26 protein-coding genes are annotated in these 20,690 nt (G+C 66.1%); 14 read left to right on the top strand and 12 right to left on the bottom strand.

All coding sequences use genetic code 11. The features are described 5' to 3' along the window. Nucleotides 1-825: a zinc-ribbon domain-containing protein gene (locus tag C7455_RS11870; RefSeq protein WP_109668479.1), complete on the bottom strand. Its 825-nt coding sequence runs from the start codon at nt 823-825 to the stop codon at nt 1-3. Between the two features lie 197 nt (nt 826-1,022). Between C7455_RS11870 and C7455_RS11865 the strand changes: the two genes are divergently transcribed. From C7455_RS11865 to C7455_RS11845, 5 genes are read left to right on the top strand one after another with little or no spacing between them, the layout of a single operon-like run. Continuing rightward, on the top strand, nt 1,023-1,691 hold the full coding sequence (locus tag C7455_RS11865) for a cell division ATP-binding protein FtsE (protein ID WP_425450643.1): 669 nt from the start codon (nt 1,023-1,025) through the stop codon (nt 1,689-1,691). A gap of 2 nt (nt 1,692-1,693) precedes the next feature. Then, the gene (locus C7455_RS11860; RefSeq protein ID WP_109668681.1) at nt 1,694-2,590 is read left to right on the top strand and encodes a cell division protein FtsX; all 897 of its coding nucleotides are present in this window, start codon (nt 1,694-1,696) and stop codon (nt 2,588-2,590) included. Continuing rightward, on the top strand, nt 2,587-3,312 hold the full coding sequence (locus C7455_RS11855; protein ID WP_109668476.1) for a lysophospholipid acyltransferase family protein: 726 nt from the start codon (nt 2,587-2,589) through the stop codon (nt 3,310-3,312). Before C7455_RS11860 ends, C7455_RS11855 begins: the two co-directional genes overlap by 4 nt. After that, the gene (locus C7455_RS11850) at nt 3,299-3,898 is read left to right on the top strand and encodes an MSMEG_1061 family FMN-dependent PPOX-type flavoprotein (RefSeq protein WP_109668475.1); all 600 of its coding nucleotides are present in this window, start codon (nt 3,299-3,301) and stop codon (nt 3,896-3,898) included. The genes C7455_RS11855 and C7455_RS11850 overlap by 14 nt, the downstream gene beginning before the upstream one ends. A 4-nt stretch (nt 3,899-3,902) precedes the next feature. After that, a complete protein-coding gene (locus C7455_RS11845; protein ID WP_109668473.1) occupies nt 3,903-4,679 on the top strand; it encodes a 23S rRNA (adenine(2030)-N(6))-methyltransferase RlmJ in 777 nt (258 codons plus the stop codon). Nucleotides 4,680-4,775: 96 nt separating this feature from the next. Here C7455_RS11845 and C7455_RS11840 read toward each other — a convergent pair whose 3' ends face one another. From C7455_RS11840 to C7455_RS11825, 4 genes are all read right to left on the bottom strand, one after another. Further along, the gene (locus C7455_RS11840) at nt 4,776-5,324 is read right to left on the bottom strand and encodes a CIA30 family protein (RefSeq protein ID WP_109668471.1); all 549 of its coding nucleotides are present in this window, start codon (nt 5,322-5,324) and stop codon (nt 4,776-4,778) included. Beyond that, nucleotides 5,321-6,283: an acetyl-CoA carboxylase carboxyltransferase subunit alpha gene (locus C7455_RS11835; RefSeq protein ID WP_109668469.1), complete on the bottom strand. Its 963-nt coding sequence runs from the start codon at nt 6,281-6,283 to the stop codon at nt 5,321-5,323. The genes C7455_RS11840 and C7455_RS11835 overlap by 4 nt, the downstream gene beginning before the upstream one ends. Nucleotides 6,284-6,371: 88 nt before the next feature. Continuing rightward, nucleotides 6,372-7,331 (bottom strand): L-malyl-CoA/beta-methylmalyl-CoA lyase, encoded by a 960-nt coding sequence (locus C7455_RS11830; RefSeq protein ID WP_109668467.1) that lies wholly within the window; start codon nt 7,329-7,331, stop codon nt 6,372-6,374. A gap of 140 nt (nt 7,332-7,471) precedes the next feature. Further along, entirely contained in the window at nt 7,472-8,641 is a 1,170-nt protein-coding gene (locus C7455_RS11825) for a MalY/PatB family protein (protein WP_109668466.1), read from the bottom strand. 111 nt (nt 8,642-8,752) lie between these two features. Between C7455_RS11825 and def (C7455_RS11820) the strand changes: the two genes are divergently transcribed. From def (C7455_RS11820) to C7455_RS11805, 4 genes are read left to right on the top strand one after another with little or no spacing between them, the layout of a single operon-like run. Further along, nucleotides 8,753-9,277 carry a peptide deformylase gene (gene def, locus C7455_RS11820; protein WP_109668464.1) on the top strand — a complete coding sequence of 175 codons (525 nt, stop codon included), beginning with the start codon at nt 8,753-8,755 and terminating at the stop codon, nt 9,275-9,277. A gap of 5 nt (nt 9,278-9,282) precedes the next feature. Then, nucleotides 9,283-9,777 carry a peptide deformylase gene (def, locus tag C7455_RS11815; protein WP_109668463.1) on the top strand — a complete coding sequence of 165 codons (495 nt, stop codon included), beginning with the start codon at nt 9,283-9,285 and terminating at the stop codon, nt 9,775-9,777. Continuing rightward, a complete protein-coding gene (fmt, locus tag C7455_RS11810) occupies nt 9,777-10,691 on the top strand; it encodes a methionyl-tRNA formyltransferase (protein ID WP_109668461.1) in 915 nt (304 codons plus the stop codon). Before def (C7455_RS11815) ends, fmt begins: the two co-directional genes overlap by 1 nt. Continuing rightward, on the top strand, nt 10,688-10,954 hold the full coding sequence (locus C7455_RS11805) for a hypothetical protein (RefSeq protein WP_109668460.1): 267 nt from the start codon (nt 10,688-10,690) through the stop codon (nt 10,952-10,954). Before fmt ends, C7455_RS11805 begins: the two co-directional genes overlap by 4 nt. Before the next feature lie 73 nt (nt 10,955-11,027). Here the strand turns inward: C7455_RS11805 and C7455_RS11800 are convergent, their stop codons facing one another. The 6 genes from C7455_RS11800 to ispH form a co-directional block, all read right to left on the bottom strand. Then, complete coding sequence (locus tag C7455_RS11800) at nt 11,028-11,651, bottom strand: trimeric intracellular cation channel family protein (protein ID WP_109668458.1); 624 nt, start codon at nt 11,649-11,651, stop codon at nt 11,028-11,030. Further along, the gene (gene rnhA / locus C7455_RS11795; protein WP_109668457.1) at nt 11,648-12,097 is read right to left on the bottom strand and encodes a ribonuclease HI; all 450 of its coding nucleotides are present in this window, start codon (nt 12,095-12,097) and stop codon (nt 11,648-11,650) included. Before rnhA ends, C7455_RS11800 begins: the two co-directional genes overlap by 4 nt. Before the next feature lie 9 nt (nt 12,098-12,106). Continuing rightward, a complete protein-coding gene (locus C7455_RS11790; RefSeq protein WP_109668455.1) occupies nt 12,107-12,556 on the bottom strand; it encodes a DUF3429 domain-containing protein in 450 nt (149 codons plus the stop codon). A gap of 39 nt (nt 12,557-12,595) precedes the next feature. Beyond that, on the bottom strand, nt 12,596-13,210 hold the full coding sequence (locus C7455_RS11785) for a LysE family translocator (protein ID WP_109668453.1): 615 nt from the start codon (nt 13,208-13,210) through the stop codon (nt 12,596-12,598). Nucleotides 13,211-13,321: 111 nt separating this feature from the next. Next, a complete protein-coding gene (locus C7455_RS11780) occupies nt 13,322-13,780 on the bottom strand; it encodes a YdeI/OmpD-associated family protein (RefSeq protein WP_170119067.1) in 459 nt (152 codons plus the stop codon). Between the two features lie 799 nt (nt 13,781-14,579). Further along, the gene (gene ispH / locus C7455_RS11770; protein ID WP_109668449.1) at nt 14,580-15,530 is read right to left on the bottom strand and encodes a 4-hydroxy-3-methylbut-2-enyl diphosphate reductase; all 951 of its coding nucleotides are present in this window, start codon (nt 15,528-15,530) and stop codon (nt 14,580-14,582) included. A gap of 140 nt (nt 15,531-15,670) precedes the next feature. On the opposite strand from ispH, the gene C7455_RS11765 reads away from it, so the two are divergent. Next, complete coding sequence (locus tag C7455_RS11765) at nt 15,671-16,147, top strand: c-type cytochrome (protein ID WP_109668448.1); 477 nt, start codon at nt 15,671-15,673, stop codon at nt 16,145-16,147. Further along, nucleotides 16,144-16,794 carry a class I SAM-dependent methyltransferase gene (locus C7455_RS11760; RefSeq protein ID WP_109668446.1) on the top strand — a complete coding sequence of 217 codons (651 nt, stop codon included), beginning with the start codon at nt 16,144-16,146 and terminating at the stop codon, nt 16,792-16,794. Before C7455_RS11765 ends, C7455_RS11760 begins: the two co-directional genes overlap by 4 nt. Here the strand turns inward: C7455_RS11760 and C7455_RS11755 are convergent. Beyond that, nucleotides 16,776-17,351: a LabA-like NYN domain-containing protein gene (locus C7455_RS11755; protein WP_109668445.1), complete on the bottom strand. Its 576-nt coding sequence runs from the start codon at nt 17,349-17,351 to the stop codon at nt 16,776-16,778. The genes C7455_RS11760 and C7455_RS11755 overlap by 19 nt on opposite strands. A 104-nt stretch (nt 17,352-17,455) precedes the next feature. Between C7455_RS11755 and folK the strand changes: the two genes are divergently transcribed. The 3 genes from folK to C7455_RS11740 are packed head-to-tail and all read left to right on the top strand — an operon-like array spanning nt 17,456 to nt 20,649. Next, on the top strand, nt 17,456-18,097 hold the full coding sequence (folK, locus tag C7455_RS11750) for a 2-amino-4-hydroxy-6-hydroxymethyldihydropteridine diphosphokinase (protein WP_109668443.1): 642 nt from the start codon (nt 17,456-17,458) through the stop codon (nt 18,095-18,097). 42 nt (nt 18,098-18,139) lie between these two features. Beyond that, nucleotides 18,140-18,493 (top strand): DNA-directed RNA polymerase subunit omega, encoded by a 354-nt coding sequence (gene rpoZ, locus C7455_RS11745; RefSeq protein ID WP_109668441.1) that lies wholly within the window; start codon nt 18,140-18,142, stop codon nt 18,491-18,493. A 32-nt stretch (nt 18,494-18,525) separates the two neighbouring features. After that, on the top strand, nt 18,526-20,649 hold the full coding sequence (locus tag C7455_RS11740) for a RelA/SpoT family protein (protein ID WP_109668440.1): 2,124 nt from the start codon (nt 18,526-18,528) through the stop codon (nt 20,647-20,649). Nucleotides 20,650-20,690: the final 41 nt, after the last annotated feature.

Genomic DNA, 20,690 nt, shown 5'->3' with positions numbered 1-20,690 from the left:
TCAACCCTCGGGCGTCGCGCCCGCCAGACCCTGAGCCAGATCGTCAAGCCAGAACCGTGCGCCGTTCACCACCATGACATAGCCCGACAAGGCAGGCTCGAGCGCGGGCACCGCGCGTGCCACGGTGTCGGCGTTGGTATACAGCGCTGCGCCCCCCGCCGCGATGGCCAACACCAGAAGAAAGCCGATCCGCGTGCCGCGACGGCGGCGCGGGATGGTATCGAGCGTATCGATGTCGCTGGCATCCGCCTCGGTGCCCGAACGGTCGCCGGTATCGCGCAAGGTGGAATTGATCTCGTCGATGTCGGGAAATAGGTCGCGCGCCGAGGACACGGTCGTGGCCTCGGCGGCGGGATCGCTGTCGAATGCATCGCGCGCGGCGTCAAGCTCGGCCCGGCGTCGCGCGCGATGGGCATCCTCGGGCTCTTGCCCGAGGGACATCTCATCTTGCGTCTCGACCGGGTCGGCCTCGGCGCGGCGCAGGCGCGCCTCGCGCTCGGCCTCCTGCTCGAGGATGCTGCGCAGGTCGGGGTCGAGCGTGCGGCGGCGCGGCTGATCCCCGGCAAGCTCCGGTGCGGGGGGCGTGGCCGAAGGTGCCTCGGGTGTGCGCTCAGGCTCGGCAGCGGTCGGTGGTGGTTGCGCTACCTCCGTTTCGGCGGCGGGGGTGCTGCGGGTCACCGTCACGGTCGGCCGCGCCTCGATCCGGCGGCCGGGCTGGAACCATGTCGTCGAACAGTTCGAGCATTGCACGTCGCGCCCCTCGGGCGGCACCATGCTGTCGGCCACTTCGTAGCGGGCGCTGCAATTGGGACAGGTCAGCCGCATCTCTTTACCGTCTTACCCCCGGAAGCCGATGGCTGTCTGCCCAAGATAGGGGCTGAGCCGCGTGGCATCTTCACACATCTTGTATCAACGCCCCCCGATCTTTCCAAGGCTTTAGCGTCTCGCCCGATTGCAACCGCGCCCCATCCGTTGCAAGACAGGACCGGCCGGTTGCTTTGGGGGTGCCATCCGTGATCGACATGCACGACGCCGCCTTTGGCTACGGGGCCGAGCCGATCCTGTCCGCGCTGAGCCTGCGGCTGGCACCGGGATCGTTCCATTTCCTGACCGGCCCCTCGGGCGCGGGCAAGACCACCTTTCTGAAACTGTGCTATGCCGAGTTGGTCGCGACCACCGGCGCGGTGACGATATTCGGTGAGGATGCCGCCCGGCTCGACCGCGACAAGATCGCGCTCACGCGCCAGCGCATCGGCGTGGTGCATCAGGATTGCGAGTTCCTTGACCATCTGCCGATCCGCGAGAATATCGCCCTGCCGCTGACCGTCGCGGGCCGTGACAGCTCGGCGCAAGATGCCAACCTCGACGAATTGATCGCATGGGTCGGCTTGTCGGCGCGCGCGCAGGCCCGGCCGCCGGAACTGTCGGGGGGCGAACGGCAAAGGGCGGCACTGGCGCGCGCGATCATCATGGACCCCGACCTGATCCTTGCCGACGAGCCGACCGGCAATGTGGATTGGGAAATGTCGCTGCGCCTTCTGCAACTGCTGTGCGCGTTGAACAAGATGGGCAAGACGGTCTTGATCGCCACCCATGACATGGCCCTGATCCGCGCCGCCAAGGCGCAAGTGCAGGCCCGTGTGCTGCGGCTGGCAGGCGGGCGCGTCAGTGCGGCGGGGGCGGATCTGTGAGCGTGGCGGGCGATCTCATCGGGCTGCTCAAGGGCGAGGCGCAGGCCGACCGCGTGGTCCCGCGCAGCGGGCAGGCTGCCAAACTTACGCTGGCTGTATCCGGCGCGATGGCCTTTCTGGCGGTCTTTGCGCTGGCCTTGTCGCTGGCCTCGGGGCGGCTGGCTGACCGTTGGGCCGAAGCGCTGGCGCAAAGCTCCACCATCCGGTTGTCGGCGCCCGAGGCCGAGATCGAGGCGCAGACCTGGGCGGTGCTGGCCGTTCTGCAACAGACCCCCGGCGTGGACAGCGCCCGCGCGCTGTCTGACGATGAACAACGCGCGCTGCTGGAGCCGTGGTTCGGCCCCGATCTGCCAGTGGCCGACCTTCCGGTGCCCCGCCTGATCGAGGTGATCGAGACACCCGAGGGCTATGACGCAGCCGGCCTGCGCCAACGTCTCGCCGCCGAGGCGCCCGGCGCTGTGCTGGACGATCATACCCGTTGGCGCGCGCCGCTGATCGCGGCGGCGGACCGTCTGCGGCTGCTGGGGCTGGTCTCGCTGATGCTGATCCTGGCCTCGACAGCCGCGATGATCACGCTGGCGGCACAGGCGGCGCTGGCCTCGAACGAGCAGGTGATCCGCGTCATGCGGCTGGTCGGCGCGCGCGATACCTATATCGCGCGGGCCTTCGTGCGACGCTTCACCCGGCGCGCGCTGACCGGGGCGGGCATGGGGGCCGTGCTGGGCATGATCGCCGTGGCGCTTTTGCCCAGCGCCGCCGAGGAAGGTGCCTTCCTGACCGGCCTCGGGTTTCAAGGCGCGGGCTGGCTTTTGCCGCTTGCGATCCCGCCGCTGGCGGCCGTCATCGCATTCTGGGCCACGCGAATCGCGGCCTTTCGTACGCTCAGGGGGCTCAGATGATCCAGTGGCTGCGATCGCTCGCGTTCATCGCCCAGATGTATGTGGCAATGCTGATCTTCTCGATCCTCTATTTCCCATGGGCCGTGGTCTCGCCCGCAGGCGCACACGCCGCCTGCCACGCCTATTCCCGCTGGGTGTTCTGGACATTGCGCTGGATGACCGGCCTCAAGACCGAGGTGCGCGGCACCCCCCCGACCGGCGAGGTGATGATCGCGGCCAAACACCAGAGTTTCCTCGACATCATGCTGATCTACAACGCTGTCCCGCGCGGCAAGTTCATCATGAAGCGCGAGCTGATGTTCGCGCCGCTTCTGGGCCAATACGCACTGCGCATCGGCTCTGTCCCGGTCAACCGCGGCAAGCGCGGCGCGGCCATCGCCAAGATGCTGGCCGATGTGAAATCGGGCAAACAGGAGGGCGGGCAGCTGATCATCTACCCGCAGGGCACCCGCGTCGCCCCCGGTGTGTCCAAGCCCTACAAGGTCGGCACTGCCGCATTATACGAGCAACTGGGCCAGCCCTGCGTGCCGGTAGCCACCAATGTCGGTGTCTTCTGGCCACGCCATGGCATCTTGCGCAAACCCGGTCTCGCGGTCGTCGAATTCCTGCCCGAGATCGCACCGGGCCTGCCGCGCGATGATTTCATGGCCCGGCTCGAGGCGGAGGTGGAAGGCGCCTCGGACCGGCTGATGGCGGAGGCAGGGTTCCATGCGCATCGTTGAGGATATCGCGGCGCTCGAGGCGCTCTACGACAGGCCGGTGCCCACGTCGCTGAGCAAGGTCGTGGATCATCTGACCCCGCTCTACCGGCGCTGGATCGAGGCCGCGCGGTTCTGCGTCCTGTGCACCGTCGGCCCCGAGGGCACCGACGCAAGCCCGCGCGGCGACGATGGCCCGGTGCTGCGCATCCTCGATGACCGCACGCTGGCTCTGCCCGACTGGCGCGGCAACAACCGGCTGGATGGACTGCGCAACATCGTGGTGGATGGGCGCGTGTCGCTGATGGTGATGGTGCCCGGATCGCTGAACGTGGTGCGGGTGAACGGGCGCGCGGTGGTCAGCATTGATCCGGAGATGACACTGAGTTTCGAGCAGGGCGGAAAGCACCCGAAGGTGGTGGTCGTGGTGACGGTGGCCGAGGTCTATTTCCAATGCGCCAAGGCGCTGATGCGATCCGGCCTCTGGACGCGCGATGACAGTGCGGGCTTGCCCTCGGCGGGCCAGTTCATCGCTGAACGTGACGCGGGCTTCGACGCCGATGGCTACGATCTGAGCTATCCCAGCGAAGCGCCAAAGCGGATGTGGTAGCGCGATGCTGTCCTACCAGCACGCCTATCACGCCGGAAACCTCGCCGATGTCCATAAGCACGCGGCTCTGGCCACAGCGCTCGGCCACATGACGGCCAAGGACAAGCCGCTGAGCTATTTCGAGACTCATTCGGGGCGCGGCCTCTACCGGCTCGACGCGCCCGAGGCCGTCAAGACCGGCGAGGCGGCGCTGGGCATCGCGCGGGTGGCCAAATGGTTCCCCCCCGACCACCCCTATGCCCGCGCCCGCGCATCCGTCATCGCCGCACATGGTCCCGCCGCCTATCCCGGCTCGCCCCTGATCGCGGCGGCGCTGCTGCGCCCCTTCGATGCGATGACGCTCGCCGAATTGCACCCGGCCGAGGTTGCGGCCCTGCGCGGGGCGCTGCCCGGCAGATATGTCGAGGTGGTGCAGGAGGACGGCTTCGCCATGGCTCTCTCCCGAACACCTCCCGAGCCCCGCCGGGGTTTTCTGCTCATCGATCCGAGCTATGAGATAAAGACGGATTACGACCGCATCCCGGACTTGATGGCAAAGCTCCATCGCAAGTGGAACGTCGGCGTCATGATGCTCTGGTATCCGATCCTCGCCTTGGGGGCTCAGGCGGGCATGGTCCAAACCCTGCGCGCCACTTTCCCCGATGCCCTGTCACACGAGGTCCGCTTTCCTCCCGCTCGCCCGGGTCATGGCATGACCGGCTCGGGTCTTTTCGTGGTCAACCCACCCTTCGGTCTCGACAAGGAGGCCGCGCGCCTCACGGCGCATTTCGCAACCCTCTGACGCCCCTTCATCTTTCCGGAAATATGCTGGGGGAGCGCGAGGGGGTGAAACCCCCTCGCCCGGGTCGACGCGCAACGCGCGGCGAACCACTTTGACTCAAACCGCGCCCAGTGCCGCCAGCGAGACATCCGCCACATGGTCGCGCCCATAGGCGACCAACCCGACAGAGCGTACCTCCTCGGGCCGCACCGCCCCCACCATCAACCGCCCCGAGGCGGCAAAGCCCGTCAAGGGCAACACCACCTCGGCCCAGTCCGGCCCGGTGTCAAAGCCCTGCTGGTAATACTGCCAGGGCAGCGCCGTCCGGGTGGTGCGCAGATGGATGAAATAGCGCTCGCCATTGCCACGAACCCGCAGGCGCAGGGCTGTCGCGCCCTCGGGCAGGCCGCCCGGCAGCGCGATACGCGCCTGGATGAAGCCGCCGCGATTGGCCGTCGACACGGTGCCGGTCAGGCGCAGCGCGCCCGCTTCGATCCGGGCCATGCCCTGCGACACGCCGCCCATGACGGCGTCGCCCAGATAGCTCCAGTCAAGCGCCGTGGCCGGTGTCATGCCTGACAATTCCCTCAATGCGTGACCCTGCGCGTGAACAGGCCGGGCCAGCCCCAGTGCCGCCGCCGCCAGCAGCGCGCGGCGGGTGATCACGCGGCCAGACCTTTGGATCCCATGTCGAGATATTTGCGCCGCCGCGCCTTGATCAGTGCGGCCCGGTCCTTGGACACCAGCGGGTCCAGCAGTGCGGCAATCGCCTCGCCCACGGCGGCGATGGTCGCCTGCGGATCGCGCTGTGCGCCGCCCATCGGTTCGGGGATGACGCGGTCGCAGATGCCCAGCTTGTTGAGGTCCTGCGCGGTCAGGCGCAACGCCTCGGCGGCCTCACGCATCTTCTCGGAATCCTTCCACAAGATCGAGGCGCATCCCTCGGGCGAGATGACCGAATAGACCGAATGCTCCAGCATCGCCAACCGGTCCGCCGTAGCAAAGGCCACGGCCCCGCCCGATCCACCCTCGCCGATGATGATGGAAACCAGCGGCACGCCGATCGTCAGACAGGCCTCGGTGGAGCGGGCGATCGCCTCCGACTGGCCGCGTTCCTCGGCGCCCTTGCCGGGGTAGGCGCCGGGCGTGTCGACCAGCGTGACCACGGGCAGGCCGAAACGATCTGCCAGTTCCATCAGACGCACGGCCTTGCGATAGCCCTCGGGGCGGGCCATGCCGAAATTGCGTTCGATCCGGGTCTTGGTGTCATGGCCCTTTTCATGGCCGATCACCATCACGGGCGTGTCGCGGAACCGGGCCAGACCGCCCATGACTGCATGATCGTCAGCGAAATTCCGGTCGCCCGCCAGCGGCGTATATTCGGTGAACAGCGCACGGATATAGTCACGGCAATGCGGCCGGTCAGGATGGCGCGCGACCTGGCATTTGCGCCAAGGCGACAGGTCCTTGTAGAGGTCGCGCAGCATATCCGCGGCCTTCTTGTCCAGCGCCGCGGCCTCGGTCTCCACGTCCATCGTCTCGTTGCGGCGGGCAAGCGCGCGCAATTCCTCGGCCTTGCCTTCGATCTCGGCGAGGGGTTTTTCGAAGTCGAGATAGGTGGTCATGGTGGTTGTGCCCGATCGCTGCGGCCTTTGGTGGTATATGGCCGGGCAAGGGGCCGGATGCAACTGCGCCGCGGCCCCATGCTGCCCGTCAGCCGCCCGCGATCATCTCGGATTGTCTCACGATCACCTCGGCCTGCTTGATGGAGGCAATGTCCACGAGCCGCCCCTTGTAGACGGTCGCGCCCTGCCCTTCGGCCTTGGCTTGCTCCATTGCGGCGAGGATCTCGCGCGCCTCGGCCACGGCAGCCTCGGACGGGGTAAAGACAGAATTCGACAGCGCCACCTGCTTGGGGTGGATCGCCCATTTGCCGACCATGCCCAGCGTGGCGGACCGGCGGGCCTGCGCCAAGAACCCCTCGTCATCGGAAAAGTCTCCGAAAGGGCCATCGACCGGCAAAACGCCATGGGTGCGGCAGGCGGCCACGATGGCGGCCTGCGCCCAATGCCACGGATCTGCCCAGTAATTCGCGCCTGCGTGGTGCATGTAGTAGGTTTCCTGCGTGCCGCCGATGCCGGTGGTCTGCATCCCCATCGAGGCCGCGAAATCGGCGGCGCCAAGGCTCATCGCCTGCAGGCGCGGGCTGGCGGCGGCGATTTCGGCAACATGGGTGATGCCGGCGGCGGATTCGATGATGATCTCGAAGCCGATCCGCTTTTTCCGGCCCATCGCGGCCTCGACCGAGGTCACCAGCGCGTCGACGGCGTAGATATCGGCGGCACAGCCCACCTTGGGGATCATGATGAGGTCGAGGCGTTCGCTGGCCTGTTCCAGCAGGTCCACCACGTCACGATACCAATAGGGGCTGTCGAGCCCGTTGATCCGCACGCTCAGCGTCTTGGTGCCCCAGTCGACATCGCCGATGGCCGCGATGACATTCTTGCGCGCCTCGGGTTTGTCGTTCGGGGTGACCGAATCCTCGAGATCGAGGTTGATCACATCCGCCGCACTGGCCGCCATTTTCTCGAAGATCGCCGGGCGCGAGCCGGGGCCGAAAAGCTGGCAGCGGTTCGGGCGGGCGACGGGCGGGGGCTGGAGGCGGAAGCTCATGGGTCTATACCTTGCGCAAGGATGTTTCGTATCGATTGCGTCAGGGGATAGGATATTGCGTTGCGGCATGCAAGCGCTGCGCTGCGGCGTAAAGTGGCAATCTGCCCGCCATTGGCCGTGTGGCGGGCAGATTGCGCACCCTATTGCAAGTCGCCGAACGCCTTTTGCATCCGCGCCACGGCATCCTCGATCGTGCTGCGCGGGGCGGCGATGTTGAAGCGCAGGAAACTGTCGCCGCCGGTGCCGAAGGTCGGGCCGTGGTTGGCGGCGATCTTGGCGCCTTGCTCCACCCGCGCGGTAAATTCCTCGCGCGTCATGCCGGTGCCCGCAAAATCGACCCAAGCCAGATAGGTCGATTGCAGCGCCATCGACCTGAGGCCGGGAATGGCGTTGATCCCGTCATCGAAGACCTTGGCGTTGCCCGCCAGATAGGCGCACAGATCATCCACCCAAGCCGCACCGGCGGGCGAATAGGCCGCCGTCACCATATGCAGTCCGAAGGAATTGGGCGACATGCCCAAGGCCATCATCCGCGCGCCGAAGCGCGCGCGCAGGCTTGCGTCGGGGATGATGACATTGCCCACATGCGCGCCCGCGATGTTGAAGGTCTTGGTGCCCGCCGTCATCATCACCAGCCGGTCAGCGATGCCCTCGATCAGCGCCATGGGCGTATGGCGCTGGCCGGGCATCAGAAGGTCGGCGTGGATCTCGTCGGAGACAAGGATAAGGTCGTGACGTCTGGCAAACTCGGCCACGCCCTCAAGCTCAGCCTTCGTCCAGACGCGGCCACCGGGATTGTGCGGCGAGCACAGGACCAGCATCTTTTCATGGCCCTGCATCTGCGCATCCCAGGTGTCGAAATCGAGCACATACTGCCCGTCCACGATGGGCATCTCGCATTGCACCAGATCGCGGTTCGAGGCGCGGATCACCTTGGCGAAGGCGTGGTAGACCGGCGTGAAAAGAACGATCCCGTCGCCTTCCTTGGTGAAGGCGTCGAGGCACATGGCGGTGCCGTTCACCAGCCCATGGGTGGTAAAGATCCAGTCGGGGTCAACCTGCCAGCCATGGCGGTTTTCCAGCCACCAGCAGATCGCGCCCTTGTAGGCGCTGTCATCGCCGAAATAGCCGTAGATCCCGTGATCGAGCATGGCTTGCAGCGCATCTTGCACGCAGGCGGGCGGGCGAAACTCCATGTCGGCGACCCACATCGAAAGCCCCTCGTCGGGCGCGACGCCGTAGAGCGTCTGCATCATGTCCCATTTCACGCAATGGCTGCCGCGGCGGTCGATGATCTCGTCGAAGGACATGGGGGGCTCCGTCACTGTCTGCACCGCGCCACGCTACCGGGGAAAACGGCAAGCGCAACCCTTGGACCACGCTTATTGCGGCGGGGCTGCGCTTGTCCTAAATGGACGCCCATGAAACGCCCGATCCTGATCCATCCCGACCCACGGCTGAAAAAGACCGCGCCCCAGATCGCCGATCTGTCGGACGATCTGCGCCGGCTGGCCGATGACATGCTGGAAACCATGTATGCAGCACCTGGCATTGGCCTTGCCGCGCCACAGGTGGGCGTGGACGCACGGCTGATCGTGATGGATTGCGTCAAGGGCGAAGGGGCCACGCCGCGCCCGCTGGCGATGTTCAACCCGGAGATCGTGGCCGAGTCCGACACGCGCAACGTCTATGAGGAAGGCTGCCTGTCGATCCCGGATCAATATGCCGATGTCGAACGCCCCGCCGAGGTTACGGTGCGCTGGATCGACCGCAACGGGGCCCCGCAGCAGGAAGATTTCGACGGCCTTTGGGCCACCTGCGTGCAGCACGAGATCGACCATCTGAACGGGGTCTTGTTCATCGACTACCTGACGCCGCTCAAGCGACAGCTGATCACCCGCAAGATGGTCAAGCTCAAGAAGGACCGCGCGCGGGAAAAGGCGTGAGCGGGATGCGGCGCCCTTTCGTGATGTGGCCCGACAAGCGGCTCAGAACAGCGGCGGGGGATGTGGGCGCGATCACGGATGAGATCCGCGCGATCTGGGACGACATGATCGAGACGATGGACGCGATGCCGGGCGTGGGTCTGGCCGCGCCCCAGATCGGCGTGATGCTGCGGCTGGCCGTGGTCGATGCGAGTGATGCGCGCAGGCAAGCGATCCGCATGGCCAACCCCGAGATCATCGCGGCCTCGCAGGCTGTGCACGATCACGAGGAAGCCAGCCCCAATCTGCCCGGCGTCTGGGCCAAGGTCACCCGCCCCGCTGTCGTGACCGTGGCCTTTACCGACCATCACGGGATGCGCGTGCGGCAGGAATTCACCGGGCTTTGGGCCACATCGGTCCAGCACCAGATCGACCATCTGGCGGGCCAGATGTATTTTGACCGGCTGTCCAAGGTGAAGCGCAACATGCTGCTCAAGCGCGCGCTGAAAGGGGCGCGCTGATGCGGGTCGTGTTCATGGGAACGCCGGAGTTCTCGGTGCCGGTGCTCGACGCGCTTGCCGGGGCCGGGCACGAGATCGCCTGCGTCTACACCCAGCCGCCCCGCCCTGCCGGGCGCGGACAGGCCGAGCGACCGAGCGCCGTGCAGACCCGTGCCGAGGCGATGGGGCTGAATGTGCGGCACCCCAAGAGCTTGCGGACGCCCGAAGCGCAGGCCGAGTTCGCGGCGCTGTGGGCCGATATCGCCGTGGTCGTCGCCTATGGGCTGATCTTGCCGCAAGCGGTGCTGGACGCGCCGGCGCACGGCTGCCTGAACATCCACGCAAGCCTTCTGCCACGCTGGCGCGGCGCCGCGCCGATCCAGCGGGCGATCATGGCGGGGGATGAAGAGACGGGCGTGTGCATCATGCAGATGGAGGCGCGGCTGGACACCGGGCCGGTGCTGCTCAGCCACGCCATCCCCATCGGGGCGGAGGAAACGGCGGGGTCGTTGCATGACCGATTGTCGGCGCTGGGGGCCGAGGCGATCGTGGACGCCTTGGCCCGGCTTGAGCATCTGGTGCCCATGCCCCAACCCGTCGCAGGCGTTACCTATGCCGAAAAGATCGAGAAGGCCGAGGCGCGTCTGGACTGGACGCAGGCGGCACCCCACATAGACCGCAAGATCCGGGGGCTGTCGCCCTTTCCGGGGGCCTGGACCATGATCGGGGGCAAGCGGGTGAAACTGGTGGCAAGCCGTCTTGCAGCGGGATCGGGCGCACCGGGCACGGTGCTGACGGGCCTGACCGTCGCCTGCGGGTCGGGTGCGGTCGAGGTGACCGAGGTTCAGCCCGAGGGCAAACCCCGGATGGCGGCAGAGGCTTTTTTGAGAGGCGCGCGTATCGCGCCCGGTACTGTGGTTGGGGGTGAGCCATGATCTTGTTCTCTTTCTTTGGCTCGCTGATGCTGGCCGGTGTCGTCGCCTTCTTGTTCGAGAAATGGGGCTGGACCCATAACGGGATCATCCCGTCGGTCTTCATCGCCTTCGGGGCGGTGCTGATCCTGTATTTCCTGCGGGCGCTCTTCGGCATCAGCCTGGGCTCGCCGGGTGTCACCGCCATTGTCGGATCTGCGGCCGCGTTGATCTTGATCCCTACGGAATACGCCAACCGGCGGCGGCAGGACCGCAAGCGGCGCTGACCACGAGCGGCAGCGCGGAATGTCGCGCGGCGGCCTTGCATATTTTTGGAAAGATGAAAGTGGGGGGCTTGCGTCAGCTGCGCGGCGAGCGCGGTTTGTAGACCGGCATTTGCCAGCCATAGAGCAGCGATCCGGCGCGCAGCGTGAAGCAAACAAGAATGCAGGCGGCCAGCGAGAGCATGTCAGAGGGCCAGAACAGGCCCGAGACAAGATAGGCCCCGGCGCCCGCAAAGGCCGCGGTGACGTAAAGCTTGCCGGTGCGGATCAGGAGCGGCACCTCGTTGGCCACGATGTCGCGCAGAAGACCGCCAAAACAGCCCGTTGCAATCCCCATGATCAAGATGATCGGCACGCTTTGCCCTGTCTCGGTCGCGGCGCGCACACCGGCTGCGACCGCAATGGGCAGGGCAAGCGCGTCGAGCCATGTGATGACCGCCTGACGGCTTTCCAGCAGATGCGCGGTGAAGAAGACCAGCACGGCGGCGGTGCAGGCAATGGCCAGCGGCGTGGGGTCGGCGATCCAGAACACCGGGTTGCGGTCGAGCAAAAGGTCGCGCACCGTGCCGCCACCAAGCGCCGTCAGGCTGGCGAGAAAGGCAAAGCCCACGATGTCGAGTTGTGCGCGCGAGGCCGCCAGCGCGCCTGACAAGGCAAAGACCAGCACGGCGGCATAATCGAGCGCCGTCAGGATTGTCATTTGAACGGCTTCATGCCTGCGCGGGCCAATTCATCCGCGCGTTCGTTCTCGGGGTGGCCAGCGTGGCCCTTGACCCATTCCCATGTCACGCTGTGGCGCGCCTGCGCCTCGTCGAGGCGGCGCCAGAGATCCTCGTTCTTGACCGGTTTGCGGGTCGAGGTTTTCCAGCCGTTGCGTTTCCAGCCGTGGATCCAGCCGGTGACCCCGTTTTTCACATATGCGCTGTCGGTGATGATGGTGATGGCCGAGGGGCGCTCCAGCGCCTCCAGCGCCGCGATGGCGGCCAAGAGTTCCATACGATTGTTGGTGGTGTCGCGCGCGCCGCCGTTCAGTTCGCGCTCCCTGACGACGGTCTCGCCGTCTTTGGCCTGCAAGAGCGCCCCCCAACCGCCGGGGCCCGGGTTGCCGGAACAGGCACCATCCGTGTAGGCGAAAAGATCAGGCATGGACGGCCCTCATGCAAGTATGCCGATGGCAAGGCAGGGCACCACGACCACTGTCAACATCAGGCGCAGACGCATCCACCAGCCCGGCGCAAGCCCCTGCCGCGCGGCGCTTGCGTCAATGGCCAGCAGCGCCATGAAGCCAAGGATCAGCATGATGAGACTCGGCCGCGGCTGGGCGAAGGCAGTCAGGAAAACGAAGATCGCAGGCACCACGGACAGGGCGTAGAAGAGCGTCGCCTCCCGCCCCTCCGCCCGCGCGGCGAAGCCCCAGATCACGCCCGCCATGAAGCACAGGATCACGATGCCGTAGATCTGCAACAGCGCCACGCCGGTATGGTTGGGGCTCCAGGCGAAGCCCAGGCCTGCGGTGGACGGCACCAGCACCGACAGCGCCCCGTAGAGGAAGGGCAGAAGGCCCGCGAGGCCGAGGATCAGAGCGGAGGTCGGGATGCGCGTCATGGCCGCTATCTGCCCTGCGGCGCGGATCGGGGCAAGGGTTCAGGCGCGTTCCAGCGCCAGCCGCCCCGCGAGGCCTGCGAAGATCAGCGCAAAGGACCGGTTGAGCCAAGCCATCATGCGGGCGGACCCGAGGACCCAGTCGCGGGCCGCGGCGGCAAAGGCGCCGTAGACGAGGAACACCGCCAGCGTCATCGCCATGAAGACACCGCCGAGGAGGAGGATTTCATGCGTCACCGTGTCGGGGTTGCCCGACAGGAAAGGCGTCAGGAGCGACAGGAAGAAGATCGAGAGCTTTGGGTTCAGCACGTTTATCAGCGCACCGCGGCGCGCGACGGCAAGGCCCGGCTCCACCTCTGTCCGCGGCTCCACCCGCAGCGCGCCACCCGAGCGGAGCGCGGACCATGCCAGATAGAGCAGATAGGCCACGCCCGCGAATTTCACGATGTTGAACAAAACGGCCGAGGTGTGGAGCACCGCGGCCAGCCCGAGCGTCGCGGCCAACAGGTGCGGCACGATGCCCAAGGTGCAGCCCAGTGCTGCCCATGCAGAGGCCGCGCGCCCACGGCCAAGCGCGACGGCGAGCGTGTAGACGACACCCGTTCCGGGCGCGAGGACGACAACGAAGGCGGTCAGAAGGAACTGGGTGGAGAGCATCGGGGTCTCATGGCATGGCGAGGCCGGGCCCCGGGGTGGCGTGTCGGATTGGGTCGGGTCTTGTCGATCATGCGATGGCGCGTCAGATCGCGCAAGCGCGAGCGAGAGCCATCACCCAATCAGGTCGCGGACCAGCCCCGCAATGCGGGCCGCGCGGGTCTCGGCCCGTTTGGCGGTCTCGATCCGGTGCAGGTGGCCACGGCGCTTGCCGGGTGTCAGCCTCTCCCACGCAGCGAGCGCGCCACCCGAGCGCAACGCGGTCACCACGTCGCGCGGCACCTCGACCATATCGTCGGACGCGGGCCGCAGACGGGCCTCGAACCCCTCGCCGGGGCGCAGGCCGGTGCGGTCCAGAAGGGATTTGCCCGACCACAGGAACGCGCCGTCGATCACATCGACCGGGGCACGGGCGATGGCGAGGTTCACGGGATGGTCGGCAAACTCGCCTTCCACCCTCCGGGTCGGGCCAAGCGCGGCCAGCACCTCGGGCGGCAGGCGCACGATGGTGTAGATCGTGCCGCCCCAGTCGAGCGGTTCGATGACGGCGTCAAAGGTGATGTAGTCGGTCATGGCGCGGGCCCTTTTGTGCGGGAAATAGACGGTGCGGGGGCGGTGGCCATAGCGGGATTGACCGTGGTGCGATTGAAGGCGCACCCTACACGGAGGGGAGAGGTCGGACGGGCGAGTGTCGGGCGGCGTCATGCTCTCTCGAACAACTCGGGTGGCCACTGACGGGTTTGAGCCCTTAGCCGCCAGAACTACGCCATTCGTCAACCGCCTTCTCGACTTGGCTTTGGTTCCTGCAACGCCAAACGCGCGGGGGCTCTGCAGCCGCCAGGCACGAAGAAATGTAACTGCGGAACCTTGACCCATTCTTGATGCTGCGAATGGCAAAACGATACTGCTGGAGCGGCCAATCGATGTTGTCAGGAGGGAGTTCCGGGCGCGTTTGTCCAAGGCTGCGCCAAGGACGGATCAAGAGACGCCATGCTCTTACCAACTCCGGAGGGTCGAGCCAAATGACGGCTTGTGCTCTTGGAAGTGCCTGAGAAAGAAGGCTTGGACCACCCTCGATTATCCAAGCCTCTCCTGCGACCACTTGCGACAGCGTCGCGTCTATTTCTTTTCTAGGCCTTTGTTTCCAGTCGCTCGTCAGCTTGATCGCATCGAAGGAAACAAGCGGTATCCCGGGCCGCGCATCACGCAGTCGGCTTGAGATGTGACTTTTTCCCGCTCCGTTCGCGCCGGTAACAATCAACCTCTGCATCTGTCGCGTTCCTGCCAGTGGTCCATTAAACACTTGTAGACCCATTCCTACCGCTCTGCCAAAGTCCGCTTCGTCCCGCAATGCCGACGGCCCGCCCCGTGTTCAGGCCGTCTCGCGCAGCACCCGGGGCACCTTGAATTCGACGTTTTCCTCGGCGGTCACGACGGGCTTCACCGTCACCTCGAAGCGCTCGCGGAAGGCGTCGATGACCTCGTTGACCAGCACCTCCGGCGCGCTGGCCCCTGCGGTGATGCCCAAGCTACGGATGCCTTCGAGCGCGCGCCAGTCGATGTCGGTGGCGCGCTGGACAAGCTGGGCGTAGCGACAGCCGGCGCGGGCGCCGACCTCGACCAGCCGTTTGGAATTCGACGAATTGGGCGCGCCGACGACCAGCATTGCGTCGGCCATGGGAGCCATGACCTTGACCGCCTCTTGCCGGTTGGTGGTGGCGTAGCAGATGTCTTCCTTGTGGGGGCCAACGATGGCCGGGAACCGTGCCTGAAGCGCCGCGACGATCTCGGCGGTGTCATCGACCGAGAGGGTCGTTTGCGTCACGAAGGCCAGCCGCGCGGGGTCGCGCACCGCGACGCGCGCCACATCCTCGACCGTTTCGACCAGCAGCACCTCGCCCTCGGGCAGCTGGCCCATTGTGCCGATCGTCTCGGGGTGGCCCTCGTGACCGATCATGATCATCTGCAGGCCGGCCTCGTGGTGGCGGGCGGCCTCGATATGGACCTTGGACACCAGCGGGCAGGTCGCATCGACGAACAGCATCTGCCGCCGCGCGGCCTCAAGTGGAACGGATTTGGGCACGCCATGGGCGGAGAAGATGACGGGCCGGTCGGGCGGGCAGTCGTCCAGCTCCTCGACAAAGACCGCACCCTTGGCGCGCAGGTCGTCGACCACATACTTGTTGTGCACGATCTCGTGGCGGACATAGACCGGCGCGCCCCATTTCTCGAGCGCCATCTCGACGATCTTGATCGCCCGGTCGACGCCAGCGCAAAAGCCGCGCGGGGCGGCGAGATGGATGATGAGGGGCGGCTTGGTCATCGGGGCCTCGGGCGGCTTGGCTCTGTCAGGTCGGCGTGACGGAAGAGGTAAGGCCAAAGCCGGCGCCCGTCCAGTCCGGGGGTTGCCTTCCAGCAGGGGGACGCGTCGAGAACCGGGGCCACAGGTGATGGGAGGGACGGATGAAGCGTAAGACGGCAATGATCGGCGGGGTCGGGGTGCTGGTGTTGACCGGGGCGGCGGTGGCGCTTTGGCCCGCAGGCGCGACCGAGGCGCCGGGCCAGATCCTGCGCTGGCAGGATGCGGCGGTGGTGGCCGAAGGGGCGGGGATCTATGCCGCATATTGTGCTGCGTGCCACGGGCTCGATCTGGAAGGGCAACCCGATTGGCAGGTGCGTCTGCCGAACGGCCGGCTGCCCGCCCCGCCGCATGACGCGAGCGGCCACACTTGGCACCACCCCGATGCGCAACTGATCGACCTGACGACGCGCGGCACGGCGGCGGTGGTCGGCGGCGGATACGAGAGTGACATGATGGGGTTCGGGGATGTTCTGACCGAGGAGGAGATCATCGCCGTGCTGAGCTACATCAAATCCACTTGGCCCCCCGAGGTGATCGTCATCCATGACGAGATCACCGCGCAATCGGTGCTGCGATGACCGGCGCGGGGAATACGACGCATTGGGACAGCGTCTATGGCGCGCGGGAAGAGGAAGCGCTGACATGGTTCGAGGACGTGCCGGGCCTGTCGCTGTCCCTGATCCGCGATCTCGCGCGGCCCGAAGACCCGGTCATCGACATCGGCGGCGGCGCCTCGCGGCTGGTCGATCATCTGCTCGGGGAAGGCTACCGGGACATCACCGTTCTCGACCTGTCGGAGACGGCGCTGGACGCCAGTCGCGGGCGCTTGGGCGACCGGGCGGACAGGGTCGGATGGATCGTGGGGGACGTCACACAATGGCGACCCGACAGCGCGGCCTATGCCCTGTGGCACGACCGCGCCGCGTTCCATTTCCTGACGGAGCCCGATCAGCGCGCGGCCTATGTCGCGCGCATGGCTGCTGCGCTGCGGCCGGGGGGGCATGCCATCATCATGACCTTTGCCGAAGACGGGCCCGAACGCTGTTCGAACCTGCCGGTGCAGCGCTACAGCCCTGACACCTTGTCGGCGGAGGTCGGGCGTCACGCTCCCGGCCTATTCACAGCCGTTCAGGGCGCACGGCACATGCACCCCACCCCAAAGGGTGCGGTGCAGGCGTTTGGGGTGACAGTGCTGCGCCGGGGGGCTCAGTCTTCGGCGGACTGATGCAGGGCCACCCGGTCCTCGCGCGGTTCGCGGGGCGGCCGGCCGATGACCTCGCGCAGTTCATCGAGCTCGATGAAATTGTCGGCTTGCCGGCGCAGGTCGTCGGCGATCATGGGGGGCTGGCTGCGGATCGTCGACACGACCGACACCCGGCAGCCCTTGCGCTGCAACGCCTCGACCAGCGGGCGGAAATCGCCGTCGCCCGAGAATAGAACGATGTGGTCGACATGTTCTGCCGTCTCCATCGCGTCCACGGCAAGTTCGATGTCCATGTTGCCCTTGACCTTGCGGCGGCCCTGGCTGTCGGTGAACTCCTTGGCGGGTTTTGTCACCATGGTGAAACCGTTGTAGTGCAGCCAGTCGACCAGCGGGCGGATCGGCGAATAATCGTCGTTCTCCAGCAGGGCGGTGTAGTAGAAGGCCCGCAGCAGCTTGCCGCGCTGCATGAATTCGCTCCGCAAGAGTTTGTAGTCGATGTCAAAGGCCAAGGCCTTTGCCGCAGCATAGAGATTGGACCCATCAATGAAGAGTGCCAACCGTTCGTCCCGATAAAACATTGGAAAGTCCCTTGATAAGATGGCGTAGCCGTAATGAATTGCAGGGAGTGAGCCTAGTGCGCGCCTGACGCCGAACCGCCCCTAAATAGTGAAACGCAACGAACGTGCAAGCTTCGACCAAACCCGACAAAGCGTCGCATGCCCTTGTGGCCTTGGGTGCGAACCTGCCCGGGGACCGGTCGACGCCCGACCGCACCCTGACCAAGGCTCTTTGCCTGCTTGCAGCAAATGCCATCGGCGGGGTCTGGGCAAGCCGCCTTTTTTCCACCCCGGCCATGCCGACGGGATCGGGCCCGGATTATCTGAACGCTGCGGCAAGTTTCCGCTGGTCGGGAACGCCCGAGGCCCTGCTCAGCCTGCTGCACGGGATCGAGGCCGATCTTGGCCGGACGCGGGATGGTCGCTGGACGGCGCGCATCATCGATCTGGACCTGATCGCGCTGGACGATGCCGTGTGCCCCGACCGCGCCGTGCAGGCGCACTGGGCCGCGATGCCGCTAGAACGCGCCTCGGTCGAGGTGCCCGACCGTCTGATCTTGCCCCACCCGCGCATGGCCGAACGCAGTTTCGTGCTGGTGCCGCTGGCCGATGTCGCGCCGGACTGGCGCCACCCGGTAAACCGCTTGAGCGTGGCCCAGATGCTGGCGGCCCGCCCTGCCCCCGAGCGCGCCGGGATCGTTGCGGTCCCATGGCCCGACGGGGACGCGCCTTCGCCCTTGTCATTCGCGCCACCCGGCGATACATGAGGCCTTTATTCCGCTCCCGAAAAGACTCTGGAGGTCCTTCGCATGGCCCGCGTCACCGTTGAAGACTGCGTCGACAAGGTTCCGAACCGTTTTGAGCTTGTGATGCTTGCCGCGCACCGCGCCCGCGAGATCGCCGCCGGCGGCCATCTGACCATCGACCGCGACAACGACAAGAACCCCGTTGTCGCGCTCCGCGAGATCGCGGAAGAAACGCAAGGCGCCGACGACCTGCGCGAGCGTCTGATCGAAAGCCTGCAGACCCAGATCGAGGTCGACGAGCCCGAAGAGGACGCCATGGCGCTGCTGCAGGGCGTCGAGGCCGATCGCCCTGCGCGTGACGACATGAGCGAAGAGCAGATGCTGCGCGCGCTGATGGAAGCGCAAGGACAGCGGTAACACACCGCGGACAGGGGCAGGCTGAGACGAGAATGATCGACGCCGACGACCTTCTGTCGCTTGTCCGCAATTACAATCCGAAGACCAACGAGGCGCTCCTGCGGGGCGCCCATGCCTATGCGAAACGGATGCACGAGGGGCAGAAACGCCATTCCGGCGAGCCCTATTTCACGCATCCGGTCGCGGTCGCAGCGATCTTGACCGAGCAGCGGTTGGACGATGCCACCATCGCAACAGCCCTGCTGCACGACACGATCGAGGATACCAAGGGCACCTATACCGAGATCGAGACGTTGTTCGGCCATGATGTCGCCGAACTGGTCGACGGGGTGACCAAGCTCACCAATCTGGAACTTTCGAGCCGCGAATCGAAACAGGCCGAGAATTTCCGCAAGCTGCTGATGGCGATGTCCAAGGATCTGCGGGTCATCTTGGTGAAATTGGCCGATCGGCTGCACAACATGCGCACGATCCGCCACATGGTGCCCGAAAAGCAGGCCAAAAAGGCGCATGAGACCATGGACATCTACGCGCCACTGGCTGGCCGGATGGGCATGCAGTGGATGCGCGAGGAACTGGAGGACCTGAGCTTCAGGGTGCTGAACCCCGAGGCACGGACCTCGATCATGCGGCGCTTCGTGACCCTGCAAAAGGAAAGCGGCGATGTGATCCCTCGCATCACCGAGGATATCGAGACGGTGCTGGAGAAGCACGGTCTGAAGGCCGATGTGTTCGGGCGGGCGAAAAAGCCCTTCTCGATCTGGCGCAAGATGCAGGAAAAGGATCTGGCCTTTTCGCGCCTGTCCGACATCTACGGTTTTCGCGTCATCACCGGCACGGAAGATGACTGCTACCGCATTCTGGGCGCGATCCACCAGCGCTGGCGGTCGGTGCCGGGGCGTTTCAAGGATTACATCAGCCAGCCCAAATCGAACGGCTACCGCTCGATCCACACCACCGTGTCAGGGCGCGACGGCAAGCGGGTCGAGGTGCAGATCCGCACGCGGCAGATGCATGACGTGGCCGAAAGCGGCGTCGCGGCGCATTGGTCCTATCGCGACGGCGTTCGGGTACAGAACCCGTTTGCCGTCGATCCGGCCAAGTGGCTGGAGGGGCTCACCGAACGTTTCGAGAACGCCGAGGACAATGACGAATTCCTCGAACATGTGAAGCTCGAGATGTATTCCGATCAGGTGTTCTGCTTCACGCCGAAGGGCGATGTGGTGAAGCTGCCCAAGGGGGCCACGCCGATCGATTTCGCCTATTCGATCCACACGAGGATCGGCCATTCCTGCGTGGGCGCCAAGGTGGACGGGCTGCGTGTGCCCTTGTGGACGCGGCTCAAGAACGGGCAATCCATCGAGATCATAACCGCCGAGGGGCAGACCCCGCAGGCGACATGGATTGACATCGCCGTCACGGGCCGGGCCAAGGCCGCGATCCGCCGCATGCTGCGCGAGGAAGACCGCGAGCGCTACATCAAGCTGGGCCGTGAACTGGCGCGCGTCGCCTTCGACCAGGTCGGGAAGAAGGCGACTGACAAGGCGCTTGACACCGCCGCCCGCGCCATCGGCCTGAAGGACGGCGCCGAGATGCTGGCGCGGATCGGATCGGCTGAACTGTCGGGCCGATCGGTCGTGGCCCGCATCTACCCGGAGCTTGCCCGCCAGAATGCCGACAGTGAGGTCGAGGCGGTGCGCGCCGTGATCGGCCTGCCTCCCGGGGCCGAGATCCGCCGCGCGCAATGCTGCCAGCCGGTGCCGGGCGAGCGGATCGTGGGCATCACCTATGCCGGTCGCGGGCCCATCGTGCATGCCATCGACTGCGGCGCGCTGGCGGCCTTCGATGCGACCCCCGAACGCTGGATCGATCTGCACTGGACCGATGGCCGCCACGCCGCTGTCCATAATGTGACCATAGATGTCACGCTGTCGAACACGAATGGCGCATTGGGTCGGATCTGCACATTGATCGGCGAGCAGAACGCCAATATCTCAGACCTGCATTTCATCGACCGGAAGCCGGATTTCTACCGGCTGTTGATCGACGTGGATGTGCGCAACGCGGAACACCTGCATGCGGTGATGATGGCGGTCGAACTGGACAGCGACGTCGCCAGCCTGCAGAGGTTCCGGGACGTGGAGCGTCGTCCCTGAGGGTCACGCCACCACGACGTGACCAACAAGACGCGGTGCCC

This window comes from Roseicyclus mahoneyensis (assembly GCF_003148775.1).
Classification (GTDB): domain Bacteria; phylum Pseudomonadota; class Alphaproteobacteria; order Rhodobacterales; family Rhodobacteraceae; genus Roseicyclus; species Roseicyclus mahoneyensis.
Note: the sequence above shows the minus strand (reverse complement) of the source record. Positions and strands in the feature narration are given on the sequence as shown.

What these genes read in the sequence shown, in the direction of transcription:
- rnhA (WP_109668457.1), bottom strand. Translation starts at nt 12,097, where the DNA reads ATGCCTGATCTTTTCGCCTACACGGATGGTGCCTGTTCCGGCAACCCG.
- fmt (WP_109668461.1), top strand. Translation starts at nt 9,777, where the DNA reads ATGCGGGTCGTGTTCATGGGAACGCCGGAGTTCTCGGTGCCGGTGCTC.
- C7455_RS11870 (WP_109668479.1), bottom strand. Translation starts at nt 825, where the DNA reads ATGCGGCTGACCTGTCCCAATTGCAGCGCCCGCTACGAAGTGGCCGAC.
- def (WP_109668464.1), top strand. Translation starts at nt 8,753, where the DNA reads ATGAAACGCCCGATCCTGATCCATCCCGACCCACGGCTGAAAAAGACC.
- C7455_RS11760 (WP_109668446.1), top strand. Translation starts at nt 16,144, where the DNA reads ATGACCGGCGCGGGGAATACGACGCATTGGGACAGCGTCTATGGCGCG.
- C7455_RS11780 (WP_170119067.1), bottom strand. Translation starts at nt 13,780, where the DNA reads ATGACCGACTACATCACCTTTGACGCCGTCATCGAACCGCTCGACTGG.
- def (WP_109668463.1), top strand. Translation starts at nt 9,283, where the DNA reads ATGCGGCGCCCTTTCGTGATGTGGCCCGACAAGCGGCTCAGAACAGCG.
- rpoZ (WP_109668441.1), top strand. Translation starts at nt 18,140, where the DNA reads ATGGCCCGCGTCACCGTTGAAGACTGCGTCGACAAGGTTCCGAACCGT.
- C7455_RS11765 (WP_109668448.1), top strand. Translation starts at nt 15,671, where the DNA reads ATGAAGCGTAAGACGGCAATGATCGGCGGGGTCGGGGTGCTGGTGTTG.
- C7455_RS11755 (WP_109668445.1), bottom strand. Translation starts at nt 17,351, where the DNA reads ATGTTTTATCGGGACGAACGGTTGGCACTCTTCATTGATGGGTCCAAT.
- C7455_RS11825 (WP_109668466.1), bottom strand. Translation starts at nt 8,641, where the DNA reads ATGTCCTTCGACGAGATCATCGACCGCCGCGGCAGCCATTGCGTGAAA.
- C7455_RS11865 (WP_425450643.1), top strand. Translation starts at nt 1,023, where the DNA reads ATGCACGACGCCGCCTTTGGCTACGGGGCCGAGCCGATCCTGTCCGCG.
- C7455_RS11785 (WP_109668453.1), bottom strand. Translation starts at nt 13,210, where the DNA reads ATGCTCTCCACCCAGTTCCTTCTGACCGCCTTCGTTGTCGTCCTCGCG.
- C7455_RS11850 (WP_109668475.1), top strand. Translation starts at nt 3,299, where the DNA reads ATGCGCATCGTTGAGGATATCGCGGCGCTCGAGGCGCTCTACGACAGG.
- C7455_RS11835 (WP_109668469.1), bottom strand. Translation starts at nt 6,283, where the DNA reads ATGACCACCTATCTCGACTTCGAAAAACCCCTCGCCGAGATCGAAGGC.
- C7455_RS11805 (WP_109668460.1), top strand. Translation starts at nt 10,688, where the DNA reads ATGATCTTGTTCTCTTTCTTTGGCTCGCTGATGCTGGCCGGTGTCGTC.
- C7455_RS11855 (WP_109668476.1), top strand. Translation starts at nt 2,587, where the DNA reads ATGATCCAGTGGCTGCGATCGCTCGCGTTCATCGCCCAGATGTATGTG.
- C7455_RS11800 (WP_109668458.1), bottom strand. Translation starts at nt 11,651, where the DNA reads ATGACAATCCTGACGGCGCTCGATTATGCCGCCGTGCTGGTCTTTGCC.
- C7455_RS11845 (WP_109668473.1), top strand. Translation starts at nt 3,903, where the DNA reads ATGCTGTCCTACCAGCACGCCTATCACGCCGGAAACCTCGCCGATGTC.
- C7455_RS11830 (WP_109668467.1), bottom strand. Translation starts at nt 7,331, where the DNA reads ATGAGCTTCCGCCTCCAGCCCCCGCCCGTCGCCCGCCCGAACCGCTGC.
- C7455_RS11790 (WP_109668455.1), bottom strand. Translation starts at nt 12,556, where the DNA reads ATGACGCGCATCCCGACCTCCGCTCTGATCCTCGGCCTCGCGGGCCTT.
- ispH (WP_109668449.1), bottom strand. Translation starts at nt 15,530, where the DNA reads ATGACCAAGCCGCCCCTCATCATCCATCTCGCCGCCCCGCGCGGCTTT.
- C7455_RS11740 (WP_109668440.1), top strand. Translation starts at nt 18,526, where the DNA reads ATGATCGACGCCGACGACCTTCTGTCGCTTGTCCGCAATTACAATCCG.